This window comes from Streptomyces dangxiongensis (assembly GCF_003675325.1).
Classification (GTDB): Bacteria; Actinomycetota; Actinomycetes; order Streptomycetales; family Streptomycetaceae; genus Streptomyces; species Streptomyces dangxiongensis.
Window position 1 is genome coordinate 5207047 of record NZ_CP033073.1, and the last position, 23713, is coordinate 5230759.

20 protein-coding genes and 1 pseudogene are annotated in these 23713 nt (G+C 73.2%); 4 read left to right on the top strand and 17 right to left on the bottom strand.

Annotated elements, in window-relative coordinates; genetic code table 11:
* The first annotated feature begins 133 nt into the window (after positions 1-133).
* A complete protein-coding gene (locus D9753_RS23440; RefSeq protein ID WP_338057988.1) occupies positions 134-937 on the top strand; it encodes a hypothetical protein in 804 nt (267 codons plus the stop codon).
* An 18-nt stretch (positions 938-955) separates the two neighbouring features.
* Here the strand turns inward: D9753_RS23440 and D9753_RS23445 are convergent, their stop codons facing one another.
* Together D9753_RS23445 and pepN are read right to left on the bottom strand one after the other, a co-directional pair.
* Entirely contained in the window at positions 956-2005 is a 1050-nt protein-coding gene (locus D9753_RS23445; protein ID WP_121788780.1) for a hypothetical protein, read from the bottom strand.
* A gap of 207 nt (positions 2006-2212) precedes the next feature.
* Entirely contained in the window at positions 2213-4795 is a 2583-nt protein-coding gene (pepN, locus tag D9753_RS23450; RefSeq protein ID WP_121788781.1) for an aminopeptidase N, read from the bottom strand.
* A gap of 141 nt (positions 4796-4936) precedes the next feature.
* On the opposite strand from pepN, the gene D9753_RS23455 reads away from it, so the two are divergent.
* A complete protein-coding gene (locus tag D9753_RS23455) occupies positions 4937-5599 on the top strand; it encodes a mycothiol-dependent nitroreductase Rv2466c family protein (RefSeq protein WP_121788782.1) in 663 nt (220 codons plus the stop codon).
* Here the strand turns inward: D9753_RS23455 and D9753_RS23460 are convergent.
* The 8 genes and pseudogenes from D9753_RS23460 to D9753_RS23495 all read right to left on the bottom strand — a co-directional run bounded on the left by D9753_RS23460 (position 5586) and on the right by D9753_RS23495 (position 14212).
* A complete protein-coding gene (locus tag D9753_RS23460; protein WP_121788783.1) occupies positions 5586-7046 on the bottom strand; it encodes an FGGY-family carbohydrate kinase in 1461 nt (486 codons plus the stop codon). The two genes, D9753_RS23455 and D9753_RS23460, sit on opposite strands and share 14 nt — an antisense overlap.
* Before the next feature lie 50 nt (positions 7047-7096).
* Positions 7097-8122: a 2-hydroxyacid dehydrogenase gene (locus D9753_RS23465; protein WP_121788784.1), complete on the bottom strand. Its 1026-nt coding sequence runs from the start codon at positions 8120-8122 to the stop codon at positions 7097-7099.
* A complete protein-coding gene (locus D9753_RS23470; protein WP_121788785.1) occupies positions 8119-9192 on the bottom strand; it encodes an ABC transporter ATP-binding protein in 1074 nt (357 codons plus the stop codon). Before D9753_RS23470 ends, D9753_RS23465 begins: the two co-directional genes overlap by 4 nt.
* Positions 9170-10001 (bottom strand): annotated as a pseudogene (locus D9753_RS23475) (DeoR/GlpR family DNA-binding transcription regulator). The gene D9753_RS23470 and the pseudogene D9753_RS23475 overlap by 23 nt, the downstream one beginning before the upstream one ends.
* Complete coding sequence (locus D9753_RS23480) at positions 9998-11086, bottom strand: ABC transporter ATP-binding protein (RefSeq protein WP_121788786.1); 1089 nt, start codon at positions 11084-11086, stop codon at positions 9998-10000. The pseudogene D9753_RS23475 and the gene D9753_RS23480 overlap by 4 nt, the downstream one beginning before the upstream one ends.
* Complete coding sequence (locus D9753_RS23485) at positions 11083-11907, bottom strand: carbohydrate ABC transporter permease (protein WP_121788787.1); 825 nt, start codon at positions 11905-11907, stop codon at positions 11083-11085. Before D9753_RS23485 ends, D9753_RS23480 begins: the two co-directional genes overlap by 4 nt.
* Entirely contained in the window at positions 11904-12788 is an 885-nt protein-coding gene (locus tag D9753_RS23490; protein ID WP_121788788.1) for a carbohydrate ABC transporter permease, read from the bottom strand. Before D9753_RS23490 ends, D9753_RS23485 begins: the two co-directional genes overlap by 4 nt.
* Positions 12788-14212 carry an ABC transporter substrate-binding protein gene (locus D9753_RS23495; RefSeq protein ID WP_121788789.1) on the bottom strand — a complete coding sequence of 475 codons (1425 nt, stop codon included), beginning with the start codon at positions 14210-14212 and terminating at the stop codon, positions 12788-12790. The genes D9753_RS23490 and D9753_RS23495 overlap by 1 nt, the downstream gene beginning before the upstream one ends.
* 179 nt (positions 14213-14391) lie before the next feature.
* On the opposite strand from D9753_RS23495, the gene D9753_RS23500 reads away from it, so the two are divergent.
* Both D9753_RS23500 and D9753_RS23505 read left to right on the top strand, forming a co-directional pair.
* Entirely contained in the window at positions 14392-15813 is a 1422-nt protein-coding gene (locus D9753_RS23500; protein ID WP_121788790.1) for an FGGY-family carbohydrate kinase, read from the top strand.
* Between the two features lie 44 nt (positions 15814-15857).
* Positions 15858-16469 (top strand): histidine phosphatase family protein, encoded by a 612-nt coding sequence (locus D9753_RS23505; RefSeq protein ID WP_121788791.1) that lies wholly within the window; start codon positions 15858-15860, stop codon positions 16467-16469.
* 114 nt (positions 16470-16583) lie between these two features.
* Here the strand turns inward: D9753_RS23505 and D9753_RS23510 are convergent, their stop codons facing one another.
* From D9753_RS23510 to D9753_RS23540, 7 genes are all read right to left on the bottom strand, one after another.
* The gene (locus D9753_RS23510) at positions 16584-17231 is read right to left on the bottom strand and encodes a superoxide dismutase (RefSeq protein ID WP_121788792.1); all 648 of its coding nucleotides are present in this window, start codon (positions 17229-17231) and stop codon (positions 16584-16586) included.
* 124 nt (positions 17232-17355) lie between these two features.
* The gene (locus D9753_RS23515) at positions 17356-18741 is read right to left on the bottom strand and encodes an amino acid permease (RefSeq protein WP_121788793.1); all 1386 of its coding nucleotides are present in this window, start codon (positions 18739-18741) and stop codon (positions 17356-17358) included.
* Between the two features lie 119 nt (positions 18742-18860).
* Positions 18861-19751, bottom strand: coding sequence for a TauD/TfdA dioxygenase family protein (locus D9753_RS23520; protein ID WP_121788794.1), 891 nt, complete (start codon positions 19749-19751; stop codon positions 18861-18863).
* Between the two features lie 11 nt (positions 19752-19762).
* Positions 19763-21118: an LLM class flavin-dependent oxidoreductase gene (locus D9753_RS23525; RefSeq protein ID WP_121788795.1), complete on the bottom strand. Its 1356-nt coding sequence runs from the start codon at positions 21116-21118 to the stop codon at positions 19763-19765.
* A complete protein-coding gene (locus D9753_RS23530; protein ID WP_121788796.1) occupies positions 21115-21849 on the bottom strand; it encodes an ABC transporter ATP-binding protein in 735 nt (244 codons plus the stop codon). Before D9753_RS23530 ends, D9753_RS23525 begins: the two co-directional genes overlap by 4 nt.
* A complete protein-coding gene (locus D9753_RS23535; protein ID WP_394346813.1) occupies positions 21825-22664 on the bottom strand; it encodes an ABC transporter permease in 840 nt (279 codons plus the stop codon). Before D9753_RS23535 ends, D9753_RS23530 begins: the two co-directional genes overlap by 25 nt.
* Positions 22665-22669: 5 nt before the next feature.
* Positions 22670-23713, bottom strand: coding sequence for an ABC transporter substrate-binding protein (locus D9753_RS23540; RefSeq protein WP_121788798.1), 1044 nt, complete (start codon positions 23711-23713; stop codon positions 22670-22672).

Consider the following 23713-nt stretch of genomic DNA (forward strand, 5'->3'; position numbering starts at 1 on the left):
CCCCCTGACCCGTCCCCGGAACCGGGCGGGTACCGTGGCGCACGGCCCCGCCCGCCACGGCGGAGCCGTGTCGGCGCATCAGGGGGGATGCCCAGTGACCGCACGGTCCGGCGGAAACGGAAGACGGCGTGGCGTGGTCGTGACCGCCCTGCTCGGCGCGGTCGCCGTGCTGCTGCTCGGGGCGTGCGGCGGCCGGCGGGCCGGCGCGCACCTGCCGTGGACCACGATGCAGCCCTCCTCGGTCACCGCCGTCCGCGTCGGCGCCGACGATCGCACGCTCAGCGTCGACGTCCCGGTGCCCAGTGGCGCGGCGGCCTGTGTCCGTCACCTGAGGGCCGTGGCCACCGACCGGGTGAACGGTGCCGTGTGGGTGGAGGTCACCTACTCGTCCCCGTCGATGGACCGCGGTTCGGGGTGCACGCGGGAGAAGCCCGCCACCACGCGGGTGACGTTGCCGAAGCCGCTGGGCGGGCTGGACGTGATCGTCGACCACTACACGCACTTCACCCGCCACGGAGCCGAGCCCCCCGCGCTGCGCCGGTGCGGGCCGCTGGGCTGCGACCCGCCGAGGACCGGGTGCACCGCCGCCTCCTACGACCAGGCGGTGCTCGCGGCGGACGTGCCGAACCACACCTACCGGGACTCCGAGCGGTGCGACGGCGAGTGGCTGGTGCTGGACCTCTCGTGGCGCACCGGGCCGGCATGCGACGACACGTCGGCGCCCGGCTGCTCGTCCCGGCTGGGCGCCCGCTGGTTCTTCCGGGCGGGGAAGTCCGGATGGGTGCCGCTCCTCGACAGCGCGGCCGGAGGCTGCCGGGACGTGCGGCGCGCGGAGCCCGCGTTCCCTACGGCCCTGTGCGCGTCGCTGGAGCCGCTGCGTGCCTCGCTGCGTCCGAGCCACCCGCCGGTGACCGCACCGCCCTCCGTCGCGCCGTGAGGCCATCCCCGTCCCCGGCTACCGGGGCAGCACCACGACGTGCGCGGCCGGATCGCGGTCGCCGGACGCCATGAGCGCCGTCCGCACCACCGCCGCCTGCTGCTCCGGGCAGTCCCGGAGCTTCTTCGGGGTGGTGTGCACGACCGTGATGCCCAGCCGCTCCAGGTGCTCGCGCTTGCGGGCGTACTCCGACCACAGCGCGTCGTCGTCCGCCCGGCCGCCCGGCCGGGGCGCGCGCGTGTCCAGTTCGACGGCGACCGCCTGGTCCGGCCAGTAGGCGTCCAGTCCGCCCAGGTGCGGTCCGCCCGGCAACCGCAGGTCGACGTTCCACACCGGGTCGGGCAGGCCGTACTCGCGGACCATCCGGTACAGGCGTTCCTCGGCGGCCGAGCGGCCCTCGGCCACCAGCGAGTCCACCGCGTCCACCACACACGCCCGGCCCAGCAGCTTCGCCCGGGTCAGCTCCCGCACCACCGCCGCAGGTTCGCAGTGCCCCCCGCGCACCGCCTCGGTCAGCAGCCGCAGTACCGCCTGCGCGTCCGTGAGCTGCGCCACCGTGTCCGCCAGCGCCCGTGGCACCGGCGCCACCGGCAGGCCCGACACCGGGTGCGGCACCGGCAGGACGGGGGTGCGCAGGACACGGACGTAGCCCGTGGAACGCAGCCGGCGCAGCCTCGGGACCAGGACGTCCACCCGGTCCAGGGCGTGCAGCGCCGGGGTGCAGGAGAAGCCGTGCAGGGTGAGTGCCGCCGGGCCGGTGAGCACCGCCTCCGTGTACCCCGGGCCGTGCGGGGACCGGGACGTCGGCTGGACGGGGACGCCCGGCGTCGCCGCGCGGGCCGCGTACAGCAGCGCCCCGTGCAGCCGTTCCTCGCCGGTCGGCGGGCCGGGGTGCAGCAGGACGACGTTCGGCAGCAGTTCCCGCCAGGGGCCGCCGGGTCGGCACTGCTCGGCCTGCTCGGCCGGTGTCACACCGTGGGTGCGGAGCTGAGCTGCCGTCAGGACCCGGCGCCGGACGTCGGAGAGGTGGCTCGGGGAGCGGGGGGAGAGCGGGGCGTCGTGCGTCATGGCGGGGGGATTCCCGCGCCGGGGCGGTCCTCTAACCGCTGTTACACGGCCGTCGAAGAATACGGACAAGACGGGACTAAAGGTCAGGTGTTCGGGTGCCGAGTAGGGACGGGAAACCCCTGGTCCGATCGGGTGCGGACCAGGGGTCACGGTGAGGTCTGACCGGATTTCGTAACGGTCACCCACCGGGCAGGCTCAGGCCAAGGATCAGTGGCCGGCCGCCGCCGCGTCGCACTCCTGTGCCCGCAGTGCACGCGCCAGGTCGTCCCGCGCCTCCAGCACCAGCCGGCGCAGCGCCGGTGCCGCGTCCGCGTGCTCCCGCAGCCACGCGTCCGTCGCCTCCAGCGTCTCCGGGCGGTCCTGGTACGCCGGGAACAGGCCCCGCACCACGTCCATGCCGATCTGGATCGACCGCTCCCGCCACACCCGCTCGATCGCCGCGAAGTACAACTGCGCGTACGGCGCGGTCAGCTCCCGCTGCGACGGCCGGGCGAAGCCCGCGATCGTCGCCTCCACATGCGCGTTCGACAGTGCCTCGGACTCCACCACCTGCGCCCACGCCTGCGCCTTGACCGCCGCCGACGGACGGGCGGCCAGGCAGCGCACCTGGTGCCGCTTGCCGGACGCCGTGTCGTCCCGGGCCAGTTCGGCCGCCAGCTCGCGCTCGCCGGCCACCCCGTGCGCCGCCAGCGGCTCCAGGAACACCCAGCGCAGCTCCTGGTCGACGGCCAGCCCGTCGATCCCGGTGGTGCCGTCCAGCAGCTCCCGCAGCAGGCCGAGGTCACCCTCGGAAGTCGCCACGGCCGCGAAGAACCGCGCCCAGGCGAGCTGCTGCTCACTGCCCGGCCCGGCCGCCCGCAGCTCCCGCAGCGCGCCCTCCGCCAGCAGCCGGCCGCCGGTCTCCCGCCACGCCGGTGCCGCGTAGTGCACCAGCGCCGAGTCCGCCCAGGCGTGCAGCATCTGGAGCACACCGATGTCGGACTCGCGGCCCGCGAAGCGCAGCACCAGAGCGATGAAGTCCCGTGCGGGCAGCAGTCCGTCCCGGGTCAGGTTCCACAGTGCCGACCAGCACAGGGCGCGGGCGAGCGGGTCGGTGAGCGCCCCCAGCCGGGCCCGCAGGGTCGCCAGCGAGGTCTCGTCGAAGCGGATCTTGCAGTAGGTGAGGTCGTCGTCGTTGACGAGCACCAGCTCCGGCGCCTGCTCGCCCGCCAGCTCCGCCACGACCGTCCGCGGGCCCTGCACGTCCGTCTCCACGCGCGCGTACCGCTCCAGCGCGCCGTCCGGCGTGCCGCGGTACAGACCCACCGCGACCCGGTGCGGACGCAGTTCGGGATGCGACTCGGCCGCCTCCTGCACCACCGCCAGCTCGGCGATCCGGCCGCCCTCGGTGTCCAGCAGCACCTGCGGGGTCAGCGCGTTCACCCCGGCCGTCTGGAGCCAGGACCGCGCCCAGCCCGACATGTCCCGGCCGCTGGTCTCGGCCAGCACCGACAGCAGGTCGCCCAGGCGCGTGTTCCCGTAGGCGTTGCGCTTGAAGTAGCGCCGGGCACCCTCCAGGAACGCGTCCTGGCCGACGTAGGCCACGAGCTGCTTCAGCACCGAGGCACCCTTGGCGTAGGTGATGCCGTCGAAGTTCAGCTTGGCGTCCTGCAGGTCCCGGATGTCCGCCGTGACCGGGTGCGTGGACGGCAGTTGGTCCGCCCGGTACGCCCAGGCCTTGCGGCGGTTGGCGAAGGTGACCCAGGCGTCCCGGAAGCGGGTCGCGCCGACGTTCGCGAAGGTGCCCATGAAGTCCGCGAAGGACTCCTTCAGCCACAGGTCGTCCCACCACACCATGGTGACCAGGTCGCCGAACCACATGTGCGCCATCTCGTGCAGGATGACGTTGGCCCGCGCCTCGTACGACGCCTGCGTCACCTTCCCGCGGAAGATGTACTCCTCCCGGAAGGTCACCAGGCCCGGGTTCTCCATCGCGCCCAGGTTGTACTCCGGCACGAACGCCTGGTCGTACTTGCCGAACGGGTACGGGAAGTCGAAGTGGTCGTGGAAGAAGTCCAGGCCCTGCTTGGTCACCAGGAAGACGTCGTCCGCGTCGAAGTGCGGCGCCAGACCCTTGCGGCACATCGCGCCGAGCGCGATCTCCAGCTTCGTGCCGTCCTCGAGGGTGCGCGTGTAGGAGTCCGTCACATAGTGGTACGGGCCCGCCACCACGCACGTGATGTACGTCGAGATCGGCTTGGTCTCCGCGAACCGCCACACCCCGTCGGCGAGTTCACCGGCGCCGTTGCTCCACACCGTCCAGCCCTCGGGCGCCCGCACCTCGAAGCGGTACGGCGCCTTCAGGTCCGGCTGCTCGAAGTTCGCGAACACCCGGCGGGCGTCGGCCGGCTCGTACTGGGTGTACAGGTAGACCTCGCCGTCCTCCGGGTCGACGAAGCGGTGCAGGCCCTCACCGGTGCGCGAGTAGGCGCAGCGGGCGTCCACCACCAGCTCGTTCTCCGCGGCCAGGTCCTCCAGCAGGATCCGGGAGCCGTCGAAGACCTCGCCCGGGTCCAGGTCCCGGCCGTTGAGCGAGACGGACGTCACGGCCGGCGCGATCAGGTCGGCGAAGCCGGCCGCGCCCGGCTCGGCGCAGCGGAAGCGGACGGTGGTCACCGAGCGGAACGTGCGCGGCTCGTCGCCGCCGTCACCGACGGCGGACCGGATGTCGAGGAACACCTCGTACCCGTCGACGGACAGCAGGGCGGCCCGCTCCCGGGCCTCGTCGCGGGACAGATTCTCACCGGGCACGGACGGCACTCCCTTGTGATCGCGTGAAGGTGGCGGAACGGGACCGATCCTGCCATGCGCTCCTGACGGCGGACAGCGGGGAATGCGACGGGCGGTGACCTCGTTGTCGAGGCAAACGACGTTCGTCCTGAGGAGCCCTCCGTGTCGAAGACCGCCACCCCGTCCGGCAAGACCCCCGTCGACTTCTGGTTCGACCCCCTGTGCCCGTGGGCGTGGATGACCTCCCGGTGGGTGCTCGAGGTGGAGAAGGTCCGCGACATCGAGGTCCGCTGGCACCTCATGAGTCTCGCCGTGCTCAACGAGGACAGGCTCGACGAGCTGCCCGAGGAGTACCGCGAACTGTTGGAGACCAAGGCGTGGCCGCCGGTGCGCGTGGTGACCGCGGCCTGGCAGAAGCACGGCGCCGACGTTCTCGGCCCGCTCTACACCGCGCTCGGCACCCGCATCCACAACAACGGCGAGGGCCCGACCCTGGAGGCGATCGCCGGCGCGCTCGCCGACGTCGGCCTGCCCGCCGACCTGATCGACCACGCCGGCCAGGACGACTTCGAGTTCGACGCCGAGCTGCGCGCCTCCCACAAGGAGGGCATCGAGAAGGTCGGCCAGGACGTCGGCACCCCGGTCATCGCGGTCCCGGGCCCCGACGGCGAGCAGATCGCCTTCTTCGGCCCGGTCGTCACCCCCGCCCCGCAGGGCGAGGAGGCGGCCCGCCTGTGGGACGGCACGCTCGCCGTGGCCTCCGTGCCGGGCTTCTACGAGATCAAGCGCAGCCGCACCAAGGGCCCCGACTTCAGCAACCTGTGACGCCTGTGACGGGCCCGGTCCCCGGCCGGGCCCGTTCCCGCGCCCCGGCCAGCAGCTCCAGATGCTCCGCGTACCCCCGCGCGTAGTACGCCGCCCGGTCCGGGTCCGGGTCGACCAGCCGGGTGGGCCGCGTCCACGCCCCGGCGTCCAGCTCCACGCCGTACCGCCCGGCCGCCGCCAGCACCGCGCCCCGCGCGCCCACCTCGCCCTCCACCACCCGCAGCGGCCGGCCCAGCACGTCGGCCAGCAGCCGCGTCCAGGCCGCGCTGCGGGTGCCGCCGCCGCACACCGCGAGCGTCCCGGTCAGCCCCGCCGCCGCCAGGCAGTGCCGGGCCGCGTAGCCGATGCCCTCACAGGTGGCCCGGACCAGGTCGGCGGGGCGCGTCTCCAGGGACACCCCGAGCAGGTCGGCCCGCAGCCCCGGCTCCACGAACGGCGCCCGCTCGCCGGAGGGCGCGAAGTACGGCAGCACGCGCACCCCGGAGGAGCCGGGCGGGGCCCCGGCGAGCAGGGCGTCCAGCTCCTGGTGCCGGGCACCCGTCGTGGCCAGCACCCAGTCCAGGGCCGCCGTGCCGACCATCGCGGGCATCGCGCGCAGCCGGTGGCCCGGCCGGTCGGTGGAGATGTACAGGCCGGCCGGTTCGCCGCCGAGGTCCAGCCCGGTGGTGACGACCAGGCTCGCCAGACAGGTGCCGACGATCAGCAGCCCGTCGCCGGGCGCGGTGACGCCCGCGCCGAGCGCGCAGGCGGCCAGGTCGTACGGCCCGTTCGCCAGCGGGGTCCCGGCGGGCAGCCCCTCGCCGCCCGCCTCGCCGGTGGCGGCCGGGTCGCCGATCGCGGGCAGCAGCCGCCGCCGGCGGGCCAGGCCCAGCAGCTCCAGCACCCCGTCGTCGTAGGACCGGGTGCGCGGGTCCAGGAACGGCATCGACGCGTCGGACACGTCCGTCACCGCCCGCCCGGCGCCGGTCAGCCGCTGGAAGACCATGTCCTTGCAGCACACGGCCGCCGCGGCCCGGTCCAGACAGGCCGGCTCGTGCCGGTCCAGCCAGGCCAGCAGCGGACCGGGGCTGCCCGGGAACAGCGCGCCGCCGGTGCGCCGGAAGACGGCCTCGACGGTGCCGTCCGCCAGCCAGCGGTCCACCAGCCCGTGCGCCCGGCCGTCCATCCAGGAGATCGCCGGCCGCACCGGCAGTCCCGCCGCGTCCACCAGCCACACCCCGTCGCCCTGCCCGGTCAGCCCGGCCAGCTCCACGGGTTCCGGCACCCGCGCGGTCAGCGCCTCCAGCACCGCGGTGACGGCCGCGTACACCTCGCCCGCGTCCTGTTCTACCGCCCCGCCGCACAGGTCGAGTCCCACCGGGCGGGCCTCCACGGCCAGCACGCGGCCCGAACGGTCGAAGGCCGCGGCCTTCACCAGGGACGTGCCCACATCGATCCCGACGAACATGACACCCCTCACCCCTCACGGCTGTGGTCGGCCCTCGTCACCGGGCCCGTTCAGGTCAGGCAGTGCGCGAGCGGCTCCCCGCGCACCCAGCGGCCCACCTCGGCCGCCGCGATCCGCGCGGCCTTCTCCGCCACCGCCCGGCTCGCCCCGCCCAGATGCGGGGTGAGCACGACCCGGCCGGCGAGCGGGCGCAGCCGCGAGTCCGGCGGAAGCGGTTCGCGGGCGTAGGTGTCCAGGGCCGCCGCCGACAGCCGCCCCTCCCCGAGCGCGTCGCACAGCGCGTCCTCGTCCAGCAGCGGTCCCCTCGCCGCGTTGACCACCACCGCGCCCGGCGGCAGCAGCGCCAGCTCGCGGGCGCCGATCAGACCGCGGGTCTCCTCGGTGAGCCGGGCGTGCAGGCTGATCACGGCCGAGCGGCGCAGCAGCTCGTCCAGGGACGGCATGCGCAGCCCGTGCACCTCGCCGCGCACGTACGGGTCGTACACCATCACCCGCGCCCCGAACGCGCACAGCACCCGGGCGACCCGGCTGCCGACCGCGCCGTAGCCGACGAGCCCGACGGGCAGGTCCTCCAGCTCCAGGCCGCTGTGCTCGTAGGTGTAGTACGTCGCGCCGGCCCAGCTTCCCTGCCGGGCCAGCAGGTCGTGGGCCTGCGGGATGCGGCGCAGGGCGGCGAGCAGCAGGCCGACGGTGAACTCGGCGGTGGCGGCGGCGTTGCGGCCGGGCGCGAAGCACACCCGCACGCCGCATCGCCGGGCCGCGTCCAGGTTGACGTTCACCGGTCCGCCGCGGCAGACGACGACCAGCCGCAGCGCCGGGCAGGCCTCCAGGACCCGTTCGGTGACCGGTCCCATCTGGGTGACCAGGACCTGCGCGCCGGCGAGCGCGCCGATCAGCTCCTCCTCGGCGTCGCTGGCCTCGCTCACCTCGGCGACCGGCCCGAACGGTTCCAGCGGCCAGCCGAGCGTCAGCTCCCGCGTCTCGCAGTCGGTCGCCTCCGCCAGGGCGCGGGTGATCAGGGACGGCAGGACGAAGTGGTCGCCGGCGGCCACCACGCGTACAGCACCGGAGGTCATCGCAGGGAGTCTCCCGTCTCGGCGTCGAAGACATGGACGAGTCCGGCCGCCACCCGGACCTGTTCGTCGTGGGCGAGGCGCACCCCGGGTCCGGTGAGGACGACCAGGCGCCGTTCCACCCCGGCGAGGGCGAGGGTGGCGATGCCGGACTCCAGCAGGGGTTCGTGGGCGACGACCCGGGCGGGGATGCCGTCGGCGCCGGTCAGGGCGAGGTCCTCGGGGCGGATGCCGACCACGACCGGCCGGCCCGCCGGCACGGACACCGGCAGCGGGACGCGCACCCCGGCAGACAGCCGGGCGTGGCCGTCGGCGCCGGCGATGCCGGGCAGCAGGTTGATCGCGGGCTCGCCGACGAAGTCCGCCACGAACGTGGTGGCGGGGCGGTCGTAGATCTCGTACGGGGTGCCGGCCTGCTGGATGACGCCGTCCCGCATGACGGCGATCCGGTCGGCCAGGGACATCGCCTCCTCCTGGTCGTGGGTGACGAGGATGGTGGTGTGGCCCAGATCGCGCTGGATGCGCTTGAGTTCGCGGCGGGTGGTGTCGCGCTGCGCCGCGTCCAGGTGGGACAGCGGCTCGTCCAGCAGGAGGACGTCCGGTTCCCGGATCAGGGCGCGGGCCAGCGACACGCGCTGTTTCTGCCCGCTGGACAGGCCGGCCGGGCGGGCGTCGAGGACGTCGGTGAGGCCGACCCGCTCGGCGATCCGGGCGACCCGGCGCCGCACGGCGTCCCGGTCGTTCCCGCGGCGGGCCCGCAGTCCGAACGCCAGGTTCTCCGCGACGGTGAGCGGCGGATACAGGGCGTAGTTCTCGAAGGCGACCCCGATGTTCCGCCGCCGGGCCGGCCGGTCCGTCACGGAGGTGCCGCCGACCAGGATGTCGCCGCCGGTCACCGGTTCCAGGCCCGCGATCATCCGCAGGGTCGTGGACTTCCCGCAGCCCGACGGGCCCAGCAGGCCGAGCAGTTCCCCGGAGCCGAGGCGCAGCCCGATGCCGCGGACCGCCTCCACCGGCGGGCGGCCCCGCGGCCGGTAGGTCTTGCGCAGCTCACGTAACTCCAGCGCGGTCATCGCCCTCCTTCGTGCCGGTGGCGCACACCTCGTAGCGCACGTGGTGCTCGTCCAGGTCGTCGCGCAGTGCCCTCGGGACCGGCGCCGTCGTCGACCAGCAGCAGGTCGAAGCGGGAGAGCGGGGCGACCCGGTGCAGGGCGACCCGGCCCAGCTTGGTGTGGTCGGCCAGCAGCAGGGTCCGGGCGGCCGAGTCGAGCATGGCCCGCTTCACGGAGACGATGTGCTGCTCCTGGTGGTAGGCGTGGCCGCCGTGCACACCGGAGGTGGACACGAACCCGACGTCGACGCGCAGTTGCCCGACCGCGTCCACGCAGGACACCCCGAGGAAGGAGGAGTGCAGCCGGTCGTAGTCGCCGCCGAGCACCACCAGGTGGATGCCCCGCCGGCCGGCGAGCAGGTTGACGGCCTCCAGGAAGTTGGTGACGACGGTCAGCGGGGTGATCTCGCCGGACCGCAGCCGGCGGGCTATCTCCAGGGTGGTGGTGGAGTCGTCGAGCAGGATCGCCATCCCGGGCTCGATGTGTTCCAGGGCGTGCCCGGCGAGCGCGGCCTTCTGCGCGCGCATCGTCTTCAGCCGGTACTGCACGTTCGACTCGAACACCCCGGAGGGCTGCGCGGTCACCCCGCCGCGGAACTTCCGTACGATGCCCTGCCGTTCGAGTTCGTCCAGGTCCCGGTGGATGGTCATCAGGCTCACCCCGAACCGTTCGGCCAGTTCGGCGGCGGACGCCGAGCCCTCGGCGAGGACGCGTTCGGCCAGGGCGGCCTGCCGGGCCGCGGGTCCCTGCTGTGCACCGGTGCTGGTCATCTCTGCTCTATCCGTCGTCCTGGGCACTGTGGCCGGTCGGCCTCGAACACCAGGAGGTTCTCAGGCCGGACGGCCGGACGGACCGGGTCGTCGGGACGCAGTCCGGCCGCGTCGCCCCGGGCCGCGACGAACGACAGGTGCTGGGCGCCGATCCGCACGGTCACCTCCACGGACCGGCCGAGCACCTCGGTGACGTACACGGTCCCGGCGATCCGGTGCCCGCCGCCGGTCAGCGACACGTCCCGGGGCCGGACCCCGACCAGCACCCCGGTGCCGGCCGCGACCCGCACCGGCAGCGGCAGGGCCAGCGCCCCGTCCGCCGACCGGAAGTCCCCGGCCTCGGTGACCACCCCGGGCAGCAGGTTGATCCGGGGCCGGCCGAAGGCCCGCGCGACCTCGGTGTCGTACGGCCGGTACCAGATGTCCTCCCGGGTGCCGGTCTGCACGATCCGGCCGTCGCGGATGACCCCGATCCGGTCGCCCAGCGCCAGCGCCTCCACCCAGTCGTGGGTGACGTACAGGGTGGTGGTGCGCCGGACGGCGCCGAGCGCCTTCAGCTCGGCCCGCATCCGCTGGCGCAGCTTGGCGTCGAGGTGGGACAGCGGCTCGTCCAGCAGGAACGCGCGGGCCGGGCGGACCAGCACCCGGCCGAGCGCGACCCGCTGCCGCTGCCCGTTGGAGAGCTGTCCGGGCGAGCGGTCCAGCAGGCCGCTGATGCCGAGCAGTTCGGCGACGGCACCGACCCGGTCGCGGGCCTCGGCGGCGGGCAGCCGGTGACGCGGGGAGCGCAGCGGCGAGACCAGGTTGTCGTACACGGACCGGTGCGGGTACAGGGCGTAGCTCTCGAAGCACATGGCCACGCCCCGGTCGTACGGCTCCACGTCCCGCATGTCCCGGCCGCCGATCTCGACCGTGCCGGCGTCCGGCCGTTCCAGCCCGGCGACCGTCTTCAGGGTGGTCGTCTTGCCGGCCCCCGACGGCCCGAGCAGGCAGAAGAACTCGCCCTCCCGTACGTCGAGTCGGACTCCGTCCAGGGCGGTGGTCCGGCCGTACGCCTTGTGCACGTCCCGCAGGGTGATGCTCATGACTTGACCGCCCCGAACGACAGCCCGCGCACCAGGTAGCGCTGGATGGTCAGTGCCAGCAGCAGCGGCGGGACGACGGAGACGAGTGCGGCGGCGGCCGTGAGGTTGTAGCGGGGGCGGTCGCCGCCGAGGAAGGACAGTGCGCCCACGGTCACCGTCTGGGCCTCGTGGGAGGTGAGGATCAGCGGGAAGACGAAGTTGTTCCAGGCGAAGATGAACGCCAGCAGCGACACGGCGGCGACCCCCGGCCCGACCAGCGGCAGGGCGACCCGCAGGAACGCCTGCCGGCGTGTGTACCCGTCGAGCAGGGCGGCCTGCTCCAGCTCGGGGGTCAGGTCGGCGAAGTACGACCGCATGATCCACACCACCAGCGGCAGGGTGACCAGTTGCAGCACCCACACCATGCCGACGTACGTGTCGAACAGGCCCAGCTTCTGGTACAGCACGAACAGCGGGATGATGACGGTGAGTTCGGGGGCGAAGCGGAACGACAGCAGCGTGAACATCAGGTTCTCCGAGCCCTTGAACCGCCAGCGCGCCGAGGCGTACGCGGCCGGCAGCCCGACCACCAGCGACAGCGCGACCGCACCCACCGACACCACCAGGCTGTTGACGAAGAACCGGGTGAACGGGATGCCCTCGCTGTCGCCCAGCACCGTCCGGTAGGACTCCAGGGTCGGCGTGAAGGAGAAGTAGGTGCTGAACAGCTTGTCGGCCGGTTTCAGGGAGAGGATGACCATCCAGGCGACCGGGAACAGCGCGAAGAGGAAGTAGAGGATCAGGGCGGCGTCCGCGAGCCACCCCGGCAGGCGTCTTCTCACCCGGACACCTCCGCCGCCCCGCGCTGGATCCGCCCGAGCCGCCGCACCAGCACCATCGCCGCCAGGTACACCACGGCCCACAGCACGATCGTGTAGCTGATCCCGAACGAGTACCGCTGGAACCGGATCGCCTCCAGATAGGCCCGGATCTGGAGCACCATGGTGGAGTCGCCGGGGCCGCCCTCGGTGAGGGCGTAGATGATGTCGAAGACCTTCAGCGAGTCCATGAACCGGAAGATCACCGCGACCAGGACGTACGGCCACAGCATCGGCAGGGTCAGCCGCCGCAGCGTGTACCACCGGCCGGCCCCGTCCACGGCCGCCGCCTCGAACGGGGAGCCGGGCAGCGACCGCAGCCCCGCCAGCGCGAGGACCGCCACGAACGGGGTGTACACCCACACGTCCACGGCGATCGACGACAGCAGCGCGCCCGCCGGCGTGTCCGTCCACTGCACCCCGCCCAGACCGAACGGCCGCAGCAGGTGGTTGACCACCCCCACGGACGGCTGGAGCATCAGCTTCCAGATGATCGCCGCGATCACCGGCGCGATCATCAACGGCAGGATCAGGATCTTCTCCAGGACCCGGCCCACCGGCGAGGAGCGGTGCAGCAGCAGGGCGACGGCCACCCCGAGCACGGTCTCCGCACCGGCCGCGCCGACCGCGTACAGCACGGTCACCCAGGCCGAGTTCCAGAAGGCGTCCTGGCTCAGGAGTGTCCCGTAGTTGTGCAGCCGCACCAGGTCCGGCTGCGGCTTCGCCGCCGAGAAGTCGAACAGGGTGTAGTACAGGCCGAGCGCGAACGGGTAGAGGATCCCGCAGGTCAGCAGCAGCGCCGGCAGGACGAGCAGGTACGGCCGCAGCGCCGGGCGCCGGCGCATCAGCCGGCCTTCGCCTTCAGGTCGCCGGCCAGCCCGTCCAGCACGGACCGGGCGTCCTTCCCGCCGTAGATCTCCTGGAGGGCCGCCGCCCAGCTTGTGGTGGTGTCGAAGAACTGCGCCTGCGGGGTGAACTGGATCCGTGTCCGGCCGGCGACCGTCTCGAAGGTCTCCAGGAAGCCGGGGAGGTGCCGCATCCGGTCCTTGTAGGCGCCGTCCTGGCTGACCGACCTGCGCACGGGGTCGATGTGGTGGCCGGTGAGGGCGGCCCTGCGGAGGTGCTCCCGGCCCGTGGCCCACTGGAGGAGCAGCCAGGCGGCGCTCTTGCGCCGGCTCCTGGCGTTCATGCCGAGCGACCAGACCCACATGTTGGTGGCGAGCGAACCGTCCGGCCCCTTCGGCCCCGGATGGAAGGCGATCCGCCCGGAGGCGGGGCTCGCGCCCTTCACGGCCTGGAAGTACGCGGCCGTGTCGGCGTCGAACAGCATCCCGGCCTTCTGCGCCCCGAGGTCGCTGGAGCACTGGTACCAGGTGTACGACGTCCAGGACGGCGGCCCGCCCCGCCGCACCATGTCCGCCCAGTCCTCGGTGAAGGCGACGGCCCGGGGGGAGTTCATGGCGGGCGTGAGCCTGCCGCCCTCGACGGTGAAGTCGCGCAGGCCGTTGCGGGCGTACATCGTCATGAACCCGGGGTGGATGGTGGCCCAGCTCCGCGAGCCGCGCACCGCGATCCCGTACATCCCGTCGAACCCGGCGCCGGGCGCCTTCCGTTCGATCACCCCGGCCAGTTCGCGCAGCTCCTCGAAGGTCTCGGCCGGTCTGAGCCCCAGCTTGCGGAACACCCCGGTGTGGTAGGCGACCACGTTGGTCTCCCAGCCCCACGGCAGCGCGTACTGCCCGCCCCGGCCGAGCGGCTCGCCCGCCCTCAGCGACCACTGGCCGGCCCGGAGGAGGTTGGGGTAGAAGTCCGTCCGGTCCCATTCGGCGGCGGTGGCCGAGGAGTTGCGCATCCACGGCCCCAGGTCCTCCAGCCAGCCCGGCGGCCCGTACTGCCACACCATGTAGGCGCCCAGCATGAACACGTCGTAGGAGGCGCGCCCGCTGGACAGGTCGACGGTGAGCTTGTCGAAGTAGTTGTCCTCGGGGAAGACGTCGTAGGTCACCTGGATGCCGGTCTTCTCGGTGAACGACTTCAGGTCGGCGATCAGGGCGTCGGTGTAGGGGTGCTTGTTCAGCAGCGCCTTCACGGTGGTGCCCTTCTCCCGCTTCCAGTCGAAGGACCCGGTGACGTCGTCCGCGGCCGAACCGCCGCCCTTGTCCTGCCGGCCGCCGCCGAACCCGGTGCCGCAGGCGGAGACCAGCGGGGCGGCGGCGAGGGTGCCGGTGAGCGCGAGGAAGCGTCGGCGGTCGTGCACGTGCCTGTCCATCCGGGACCTCCGTCGGTGGGGCGGTGGGGTCGGGCGGTCAACCGTGCGAGTCGGCTCGACAACAGAGCGTGTAACGGGGACGGAAGAGCGTCAATCCCTTGCGCACGGGGAAAACAGGGGGAAATCTCGGAGGAGCATGGGAAGTTCACACGGCCGGTCGCTAAGTGCGGGAGGCGGGCATGGCGTTGGCGTGGCTCGGGATCGACCTCGGCACCCAGGGCGTACGGGCCCTGCTCGTGACCGCCGACGGCCGGGTGCTCGGCGAGGGGGCGGCGCCGCTCGTGCGGGGCCGCCGGGAGGGGACACGGCACGAGCAGGACCCCGGGGAGTGGTGGGAGGCGGTCCGCACGGCCGCCCGGGCGGCGCTCGACGGGGTGCGGACGCCGGTGGCCGGGGTCGCGGTGTGCGGCACGTCCGGGACCGTGCTGCTCACGGACGACGCGGGCCGCCCGCTGGGGCCCGCGCTGATGTACGACGACCGGCGGGCCGCGGCCGAGGGCGCGCGGCTGCGGTCGGCGGGGCTCGCCGTCCAGGACACCTGGGCGCTGCCCAAGGCCCGCTGGCTGGTCGCCCGGCACGGACCCGGCCGGGTCGCGCACCAGCCGGACGTGATCACGGCCCGGCTGGTCGGGCACCGGGTGCCCAGCGACTCCAGCCACGCCCTGAAGACCGCCTACGACCTGCGGCGCGACGCCTGGCCGGAACTGACCGGCCTGCCCCCTGGCGCCCTCCCGCCCGTCGTGCGCCCCGGCACCCGGCTCGGCGAGGTCGGCCCGGCCGCCGCCGACGCCACCGGCATCCCCGCCGGCACGCCCGTCCTCGCGGGCATGACCGACGGCTGCGCCGCCCAGATCGCCGCCGGGGCGCTGCGCCCGGGCGCGTGGAACTCGGTGCTGGGCACGACACTCGTGCTCAAGGGCGCCGCCACGGAGCCCGTGTCCGACCCGGCCGGCGTGGTCTACAACCATCGCGGGCCGGACGGCACCTGGCTGCCCGGCGGCGCCTCCAGCGTCGGCGCGGGCGTCCTCACCGCCCGCTTCCCGGGCGCCGACCCGGCCGCGCTGGACGCCCGCGCCGCCGCGTTCGAGCCCTCGGGCGCCGTCGCCTACCCCCTCGTCTCGCCCGGCGAACGCTTCCCCTTCCACGCCCCGCACGCGACGTCGCTGCTGCTGGGCGACCCGGAGTCGGAAGCCGACCTGTGGGCGGCCCTCCTGCAGGGCGTGGCCTTCGCCGAGCGCCTCTGCCTGGACTACCTCCACCACCTGGGCGCCCCCCTGGACGGCACCCTCACCCTGACCGGCGGCGGTGCCCGCAGCGCCTACTGGACCCAGCTTCGCGCCGACGTCCTGGGCCGCCCGGTGCGGGTGCCGGACCGCACCGAACCGGCGCTGGGCATGGCGGCGCTGGCCGCGTACGGCACGGGGGCGGCGCCGACTCTCGCCGAGGCGGCGGAGGGCATGGTGCGGGCGGGCACGACGGTCGAACCGCGGCCCGGCCGCACCGGCCGCTTCACCGAGCCGTACGCGCGGCTGGTGGCGGAGCTGGAGGCCCGGGGCTGGCTGCCGCGCCCGGTGGCCGACCACGCGCGGGCCCGGATGTAGCGACCGGGCGGCGCGGTACCGGAGTGCCCGCGATACTGGCGGCCATGACGTCCACCACGCTTCTCCTCTCCCGTCACGGCGAGACCGTCTGGCACGCCCGGAACCGGTACGCCGGGGTCAGCGACGTGGCCCTCACCGACACCGGGCGTGCCCAGGCCGAGGCGCTGGGGCGGTGGACCGCCGCGCACCCGGTGGACGCCGTGTGGACCTCGCCCCTGTCCCGGGCGACCGCCACCGCCGAGCCCGCCTGCCGGACCCTGGGCGTCACCCCGCACCGCGAACCGGACCTCAGGGAATGCGACTTCGGCGTGGTGGAGGGCCGTACGCTCGCGGAGTTCGCGGTGGAGGACCCGCGGGCGGCGGAGGCGTTCCGCCGGGACCCGGTGGCGCACCCGTTCCCCGGCGCCGAGGACCCCCGCGCGGCGGCGGGGCGCGGCACCGCCGCCCTGCGCCGCATCGCCGCCGCCCACTCCGGCGGGCGCGTCCTGGTCGTCGCCCACAACACTCTGCTGCGACTCGTGCTCTGCTCCCTGCTGGGCATCCCCCTGGCCGAGTACCGCGGGGTGTTCCCACGGCTGCGCAACGCGGCGGTGTCCGAGATCCACGTCGACGGTGACCGGACCGCGCTGCTCTCGCTGAACGTGCCCTGCGCCTGACCCGCACGACAGGAGGGCCCCCGCGAGTCACGTCCTCGCCGGGGCCCTCCCTTCATCCGCCCGCCGCCGTGAAGGGTGAGAAGACGATCACGAGGCGGGACGATCCGCGGCCGCTCAGGGCGCGAGCAGCAGCACGTCCGCGCGGGACCGGGCGGCCTCGTGGCGGCGTGCGACGTCCTGCCAGTTCACGACCTGCCACATGGCCTCGACGAAGTCGGCCTTCTGGTTCCTGTACTGGAGGTAGAAGGCGTGCTCCCAGGCGTCGAAGACCAGGATCGGGACGGAGCCCTGGCCGACGTTGCCCTGGTGGTCGTAGACCTGCTCCACGATCAGGCGTCCGCTCAGCGGCTCGTGGGCGAGCACGCCCCAGCCCGAGCCCTGGGTCGTGGCCGCGGCCTTGGAGAGCTGTGTCCGGAACGCGGCGAAGGAACCGAACGACTCCTTGATCGCGTCGGCCAGTTCGCCCACGCCGTCGGCGGCCAGCGGCTCGCCGCCGCCGTCCTTGGGGCCGGTCATGTTCTGCCAGTAGACCGAGTGCAGGATGTGCCCGGACAGATGGAACGCCAGGTTCTTCTCCAGGCCGTTGACCGAGCCCCACGACTCCTTCTCACGCGCCTCGGCGAGCTGCTCCAGGGTGTCGTTGGCGCCCTTCACATAGGCCGCGTGGTGCTTGTCGTGGTGCAGCTCGATGATCTCGGGGCTGATCACGGGGGCCAGCGCGGAGTAGTCGTAGGGCAGGTCGGGCAGCGTGTAGACGGGCATGGGTGATCCCCTCCGGAACCTTATTGCAAGTCACTTGCAGGTACACGCTAGCAACAAGAACGTCCGGGCAACACAAAGGCCCCCACGTGTCGTCCGTGGGGGCCTCGTGCGCGAGGGGGCCGGATCAGCGGCGGGCGCGCACCCGCTGCCAGGCGTAACCGGCGACCGCCAGGACCAGCGTCATCGTGCCGGTCGAGTAGAGCTGCACCCGGGTGTCCGGCTCCCGGGCCATCAGGACGAAGATCGCGGCCATGCCGGCCAGCGCCGCCCAGGTCAGCCACGGGAACGCCCACATCCGCACGACGAGCTTGTCCGGTGCCTCGCGCTCGATCCGGCGCCGCAGCAGTAGCTGGGAGACCGCGATGAAGATCCAGACGACCAGGATGACCGCCCCGATCATGTTCAGCAGCCAGCGGAAGATGTCGTCCGGACGCCAGTAGTTGAGCATCACACAGACGAAGCCGAGGACGCAGGAGGTGAGGACCGCGATCCGGGGGACCCCGCCGGAGAGCCGCGCCAGCGCCTTCGGGCCCTGGCCGCGCCCGACCAGCGAGTAGGCGATGCGCGAGGAGCCGTAGATGTTGGCGTTCATCGCGGACAGCAGGGCGACCAGGACGACCACGTTCATGAGCTGGCCCGCGCCCGGGATGCCCAGGTGGTCCAGGGTGGCCACGTACGGGCCCTTCTCCACGACCTCCTTGGAGTCCCACGGGACGAGGGTGACGACGACCGCCATGGAGCCGATGTAGAACAGGGCGATGCGCCACATCGCCGTGCGGACGGCGGAGGCCACGCCCCGCACCGGGTCCTCCGACTCCGCCGCCGCGATGGTGACCGTCTCCAGGCCGCCGTACGCGAACACCGAGGCGAGCAGCCCGACCAGCAGACCCTCGTTGCCGTGGGGCAGGAAGTCGGACAGGTGCGAGGCGCCGGGGGAGTCCGTGCCCGGCAGTACCCCCGCGATGGCCAGCACGCCCAGGATCAGGAACAGGCTGATCGCGCCGACCTTCAGTGCGGCGAACCAGAACTCGAACTCGCCGAAGTTCTTCACGGCGGCCAGGTTCGCCCCGCAGAACACCACCATGAACAGCGCGACCCAGGCCCACTGCGGGGTGCCCGGCACCCAGCCCTGCACGATGTGCGCGGCGCCTATGCCCTCCAGGCCGACGGCCGTGCACAGCAGCACCCAGAACGACCAGCCCGCCGCGAAGCCCGCCCACGGGCCGATCGCCCGCTCGGCGTGCGCCGAGAAGGAACCGGAGGACGGGTACGCGGCCGACATCTCGCCGAGCATCCGCATCACCAGCATCACCAGGAGGCCGGAGAGGGCGTAGGCGATCACGATGGACGGACCGGCGGCGGCGATCCCCGCCCCGGAACCGACGAACAGGCCCGCGCCGATGACCCCGCCGAGGGCGATCATCGACAGATGGCGCTGTTTGAGGCCGTGGGAGAGGGAGCCGTCCGTTCGCTGGTCCGGCGGCTCTTGCGTGGTCGTGCTGCTGGGCATGGGCGCGGCTCTCCCGGTCAAGCAAGGATAAAAACCCCGCCAGTCTGGGCGGCCCGTCCGCTCACGCGAAGGGGCCGCCCACTATGCGGACATCCGCCGTACGCAGCGTGTACGGGCCGTCACGCCGCCACGGGTGTGTAGTGCGAGGCGTCGCCCTCGACGGAGTAGCTCTCTTTGCCCTCGATGCCGACCGGGATGTCACCCGCGACGGTCACCCGGTGCAGACGGCGCGGCTGCCCGTCGTAGTTGTCGATGGCGTAGTGCTGGGTGATGCGGTTGTCGAAGAGGACCAGTTGCCGCTCCGACCAGCGCCAGCGCAGCACGTTCTCCGGCCGGGTGACGTACGCCTGGAACAGCTCCAGGATCTTCCGGGACTCGCCGGCCGACAGGCCCACGATCCGCTGCGCGAACCCGCCGACGAACAGCCCGCGCTCACCGGTCAGCGGGTGGACGCGGACCACCGGGTGGACGGTGCGGTACTTGATGGAGGTGAACCGGGCGCGCTGGGCGGCCCGCTCCTCGTCGATCTCCTCCTCCGGCACCGCGTAGTCGTAGTCGTTGGTGTGCTCGGCCCACAGGGTGTCGGCGAAACGGCGCAGCGGCTCGGGCAGGTCCCGATAGGCGGCGGCCGCGTCGGCGATCAGGGTCTCGCCGCCGTACGGCGGAACGGTGATCGAGCGCAGGGTGCTGGCCTGCGGTGGGTTCAGCACGAAGGTCACGTCGGTGTGCCAGTGGTTGGCCCGGCCCCGTTCGCTGTCCACGGGCAGCACGTTCGGGGCGCCGTCCACGGCCCCGACCGTCGGGTGGGCGGTGGTCAGGTCGCCGAAGTGGCGGGCGAAGGCCTGCTGGCCCGCGTCGTCCAGGTCCCCGGCGTCGAAGACCAGCGCCTTGTGGGCGTTCAGGGCCTCGCGGACGGCGTCGACCTGCTCCGGGGCGAGCGGCCGGGTGATGTCGACGCCGGTGACCCGGGCGCCGATGCGTGCGGTGACCTTGGTGATCTCGAGGGGCATGACGGGTCCTTTCAGACGAGCGCGGGGGCGGGGGAGGAGGCGGGGGTCACGTACTGATTGGCGGGGCGGGGAAGGCCGTAGCGCTCCCGCAGGGTCTGCCGGGGGCCGTACGCGGTGCGCAGCAGGCCGCGGGCGCGCAGGATCGGCACGACGTGCTCGACGAACGCCTCCAGGCCGGAGGGCAGGACGGCCGGCATGATGTTGAAGCCGTCGGCGGCGCCCTCGGTGAACCAGGTCCCGATCTGGTCGGCGACCTGCTCGGGCGTCCCGGCGAAGGTGAGGTGCCCGCGCCCGCCGCCGAGCCGGCCGATCAGCTGCCGGACGGTGAGCCGGTCGCGCCGGGCCAGCTCCACGACGAGCGTGTAGCGGCTCTTGGCGCCCTCGACGGCCGACTCGGGCGGCAGGTCCGCGGGCAGCCGGGCGTCCAGCTCCAGCGTGCCGGGCTCAAGCTGGAGCAGGCTCTCCAGCCGGGCCACCCCGTGGTCGTACACGATGTGGTCCTCGAGGATCTGCTCGTTCGCCCGCGCCTCGGCCTGCGTCGACCCGAGGACGGGGACGATCCCCGGCAGCACCTTGACCTGCTCCGGGTCGCGCCCGGCCCGCCGGGTGCGGGCCTTGAGGTCGCGGTAGAAGGCCTGCGCGTCGGTGAGGGTCTGCTGGGCGGTGAACACGGCCTCCGCGTACCGGGCGGCGAACGCCTTGCCGTCCTCCGAGGAGCCCGCCTGGACCAGCAGCGGATAGCCCTGCGGGGTGCGCGGGACGTTGAGGGCGCCGGCGACGCTGAAGTACGTCCCCCGGTGCCGGGGCGGGTGGATGCGGTTGTCGTCGCCCCAGACACCGGCGGCCTTGTCGGCGACGACCGCGTCGTCCTCCCAGCTGTCCCACAGCTTCAGGGCCACGTCGAGGAACTCGGCGGCACGGGCGTACCGCTCGGCGTGCGCGGGCTCGTGCTCCAGGCCGAAGTTGCGGGCGGCCTCCGCGCCGGCGGTGGTGACGATGTTCCAGCCGGCCCGGCCGCCGCTGATGATGTCCAGGGAGGCGAACCTGCGGGCCAGGTTGTAGGGGGAGTTGTAGGACGTGGAGGCGGTGGCGATCAGTCCGATGTGCTCGGTGGCCGTGGCCAGCGCGGTCAGCAGGGTGAGCGGTTCCAGGGCGCCGGCCGGCCGCTGGGCGAGGTTGCTCCAGAGCTGGGGGCCGTCGGCGAGGAAGAGGGAGTCGAACGTGCCGCGTTCGGCGATCCGCGCCAGGCCGACGTAGTGGGCGAGGTCGACGTGCGCGTACGGGTCGCTCTCCGGCAGCCGCCACGACGCCTCGTGGTGGCCGGTGTTCATCAGGAACGCGTTCAGGTGGAGCTGTCGGGTGGTCACCGGTGGTCCTCCGTGACACCGAGGGCGGCCAGCAGCCGCTCGCGGTACTCGCCCAGCACCGGCTCCCGGTAGGAGCGCGGGTGGGGACGGTCGATGGTCAGGTCGAGGCCGATCCGGCCCCCGTCCAGGACGAGGACCCGGTCGGCGAGCACGATCGCCTCGTCGACGTCGTGGGTGACGAGCAGCACGGAGGGCCGGTGGCGCTTCCACAGCTCGCGCAGCAGGTGGTGCATCCGGATCCGGGTGAGCGCGTCCAGGGCGCCGAACGGCTCGTCGGCGAGCAGCAGTTCGGGCTCGCGGACCAGGGAGCGGGCGAGCGCGGCACGCTGTGCCTCGCCCCCGGAGAGCTGGGCCGGCCAGGCCCGCTCCCGGCCCTTCAGCCCGACCTCCGCCAGCGCCGCCCGGCCGCGTTCCCCGGCGTCCTTGCCGTCCAGGCCGAGCAGGACGTTGTCCAGCACCCGCCGCCAGGGCAGCAGCCGGGAGTCCTGGAACACCACCGAGACCCGCTGCGGCGCGGTGAGCTGCCCGCTGCCGGCCACCCCGTGGTCCAGGCCGGCCACCGCCCGCAGCAGGGTGGACTTGCCGGAGCCGCTGTGCCCGAGCAGGGCCGTGAACTGGCCGGCGGGCAGGTCCAGGTCGATGCCGTCGAGGACGGTACGGCCCTCGAACGACCGGGTCAGGCCCCTCAGCCGGACGGCGGGACGGGTCAGTTGCTCAGTGTGCGGCGCCACGACAGCACCCTCCGTTCGATCAGACGGACCACGCTGTCGGAGACGAGGCCGAAGACGCCGTAGATCAGCAGGCCGACCAGGATGACGTCGGTCCGGCCGTAGTTCTGCGCCTGGAACATCAGGTAGCCGAGCCCGTTGGTGGCGTTGATCTGCTCCAGCACCACCAGGCCCAGCCAGGAGCCGGTCACCCCGAGCCGGAGCCCCACGAAGAACCCGGGCAGCGCGCCGGGGACGACCACCTGGCGGACGAAGGCGAGCCGTGACAGGCCCTGCACCTCGGCGAGTTCGACGAAACGGCTGTCGATGCCGGACAGCGCGGCGTGCGTGTTCAGATAGATCGGGACGTAGACGACTATCGCGATGATGGCGATCTTGAACGTTTCCCCGATGCCCAGCCAGAGGATGAACAGCGGGATCAGCCCGAGGGTGGGGATCGCCCGGTTGAGCTGCACGGTGCCGTCGATCAGCGCCTCACCGGTCCGGCTGAGGCCGGCGGCGAGGGCGAGCAGCACCCCGGCGGTCAGCCCGATCGCGAAGCCGTAGCCGGCCCGTTCCAGGGAGGTCAGCACATCGGTGGGCAGTGTGCCGTCCGTCCACAGGTGGCCGGCGGTCCGCAGGACGGTCCAGGGCGCGGGGACCGCGCCCGGGTCGAGCTGCCCGGCGGCCGAGGCGCCGGCCCACAGGGCGAGCAGCACCAGCGGTCCGGCCAGCCGGGCGGCGGGCAGCCGGCGGCCGGGGGAGAGGCGGCGGCGTCTGCGGACCTGGGGGAGTTCCCCGGCCGCTGCCGCCGGCGGCGCGGTCGTCGTCGTGGTCACGGTGGTCACCTCCGGTACTCCTCTGGTACGGCCTTGGCGGCGATGGACTCGAAGCGGTGGTCGAAGAGGGAGGACACGTCGAACTTCTTCACGAAGCCGCCCTCGGCGAGCAGGTCGGCGGTCTCCTGCTCCCACTTGACGGCCTCGTCCCAACTGGGCGGGAACAGCGGCTTGTTGGCGAGGGCGGTGACGGCCTTCGCCTGGTCGAGGCTGAGGTTCTGCGTCTTGACGAAGAACTCCTCGTTCCACACGTCCGGGTGCTCGTACTGCCACACCTGGCCCCTGGCCCACTGGGGGATGTAGGCGGCGATCGCGGCGGCCTTCGCCGGGTCGTCCAGCACGGACTGCGGGGCCCACAGCAGGTTGAGCAGGTCGACGACATCGGTCTTGACAGCGTGGGCGCCCTTGTCCCCGTACTGCTTCAGGTACGCCGGTGCCTGGCTGTTGGCGAGCGGGGCGATGTCGACCTGGCCGGACTGGAGGGCGGTCAGGAACTGGTTGCTGGTCAGCGGGACCAGTGTCACGTCGTCGTACTTCAGGCCCGCCTGCTTCAGCGCCCGCAGCAGCACGACCCCCTGGGCCTGTCCCTGGGAGAAGGCGAGCCGCTTGCCCCGGAAGTCCGTCACCGTGCGGATGTCGCTGCCCGGCTTGGTGGCGAAGAGGTAGTTGGGCCTGCGGGTGACGTCGATGGCGACGATCTTCGCGTCGAAGCCCTGGTAGTGCGCCTGGATCGGCGGGATGCCCGCGTTGTTGGCGACGTCCAGGGACCTGGCGCGGAAGGCGTTGATCACGTCCGGGCCCGCCCCGATGTTCGCCCAGCTCGACACCGTGAACGGCAGCCGGGGGAGCTTCGCCAGCCGGAACTGCAACTGCTGCACGTTCTGGTACGAGGCGATCTTCAGGCTGGTGCCGGCCGGGACCTTGCCGGCGAGCGGCTTCGTGGCCGCGCCCCGGGTGGCGGCGGTGGCCTCGCCGTCGGCGCAGCCGCTGAGACCCGCCACGGCGGCGGACGCGCCGAGCAGGGAGGTGAGAAAGACACGACGATGCAT

Excerpts from the sequence above, each read along its gene's own strand:
- D9753_RS23445 (WP_121788780.1), bottom strand. The coding sequence starts at position 2,005 with ATGACGCACGACGCCCCGCTCTCCCCCCGCTCCCCGAGCCACCTCTCC.
- D9753_RS23460 (WP_121788783.1), bottom strand. The coding sequence starts at position 7,046 with ATGTTCGTCGGGATCGATGTGGGCACGTCCCTGGTGAAGGCCGCGGCC.
- D9753_RS23465 (WP_121788784.1), bottom strand. The coding sequence starts at position 8,122 with ATGACCTCCGGTGCTGTACGCGTGGTGGCCGCCGGCGACCACTTCGTC.
- D9753_RS23470 (WP_121788785.1), bottom strand. The coding sequence starts at position 9,192 with ATGACCGCGCTGGAGTTACGTGAGCTGCGCAAGACCTACCGGCCGCGG.
- D9753_RS23480 (WP_121788786.1), bottom strand. The coding sequence starts at position 11,086 with ATGAGCATCACCCTGCGGGACGTGCACAAGGCGTACGGCCGGACCACC.
- D9753_RS23490 (WP_121788788.1), bottom strand. The coding sequence starts at position 12,788 with ATGCGCCGGCGCCCGGCGCTGCGGCCGTACCTGCTCGTCCTGCCGGCG.
- D9753_RS23495 (WP_121788789.1), bottom strand. The coding sequence starts at position 14,212 with ATGGACAGGCACGTGCACGACCGCCGACGCTTCCTCGCGCTCACCGGC.
- D9753_RS23500 (WP_121788790.1), top strand. The coding sequence starts at position 14,392 with ATGGCGTTGGCGTGGCTCGGGATCGACCTCGGCACCCAGGGCGTACGG.
- D9753_RS23505 (WP_121788791.1), top strand. The coding sequence starts at position 15,858 with ATGACGTCCACCACGCTTCTCCTCTCCCGTCACGGCGAGACCGTCTGG.
- D9753_RS23510 (WP_121788792.1), bottom strand. The coding sequence starts at position 17,231 with ATGCCCGTCTACACGCTGCCCGACCTGCCCTACGACTACTCCGCGCTG.
- D9753_RS23515 (WP_121788793.1), bottom strand. The coding sequence starts at position 18,741 with ATGCCCAGCAGCACGACCACGCAAGAGCCGCCGGACCAGCGAACGGAC.
- D9753_RS23520 (WP_121788794.1), bottom strand. The coding sequence starts at position 19,751 with ATGCCCCTCGAGATCACCAAGGTCACCGCACGCATCGGCGCCCGGGTC.
- D9753_RS23540 (WP_121788798.1), bottom strand. The coding sequence starts at position 23,713 with ATGCATCGTCGTGTCTTTCTCACCTCCCTGCTCGGCGCGTCCGCCGCC.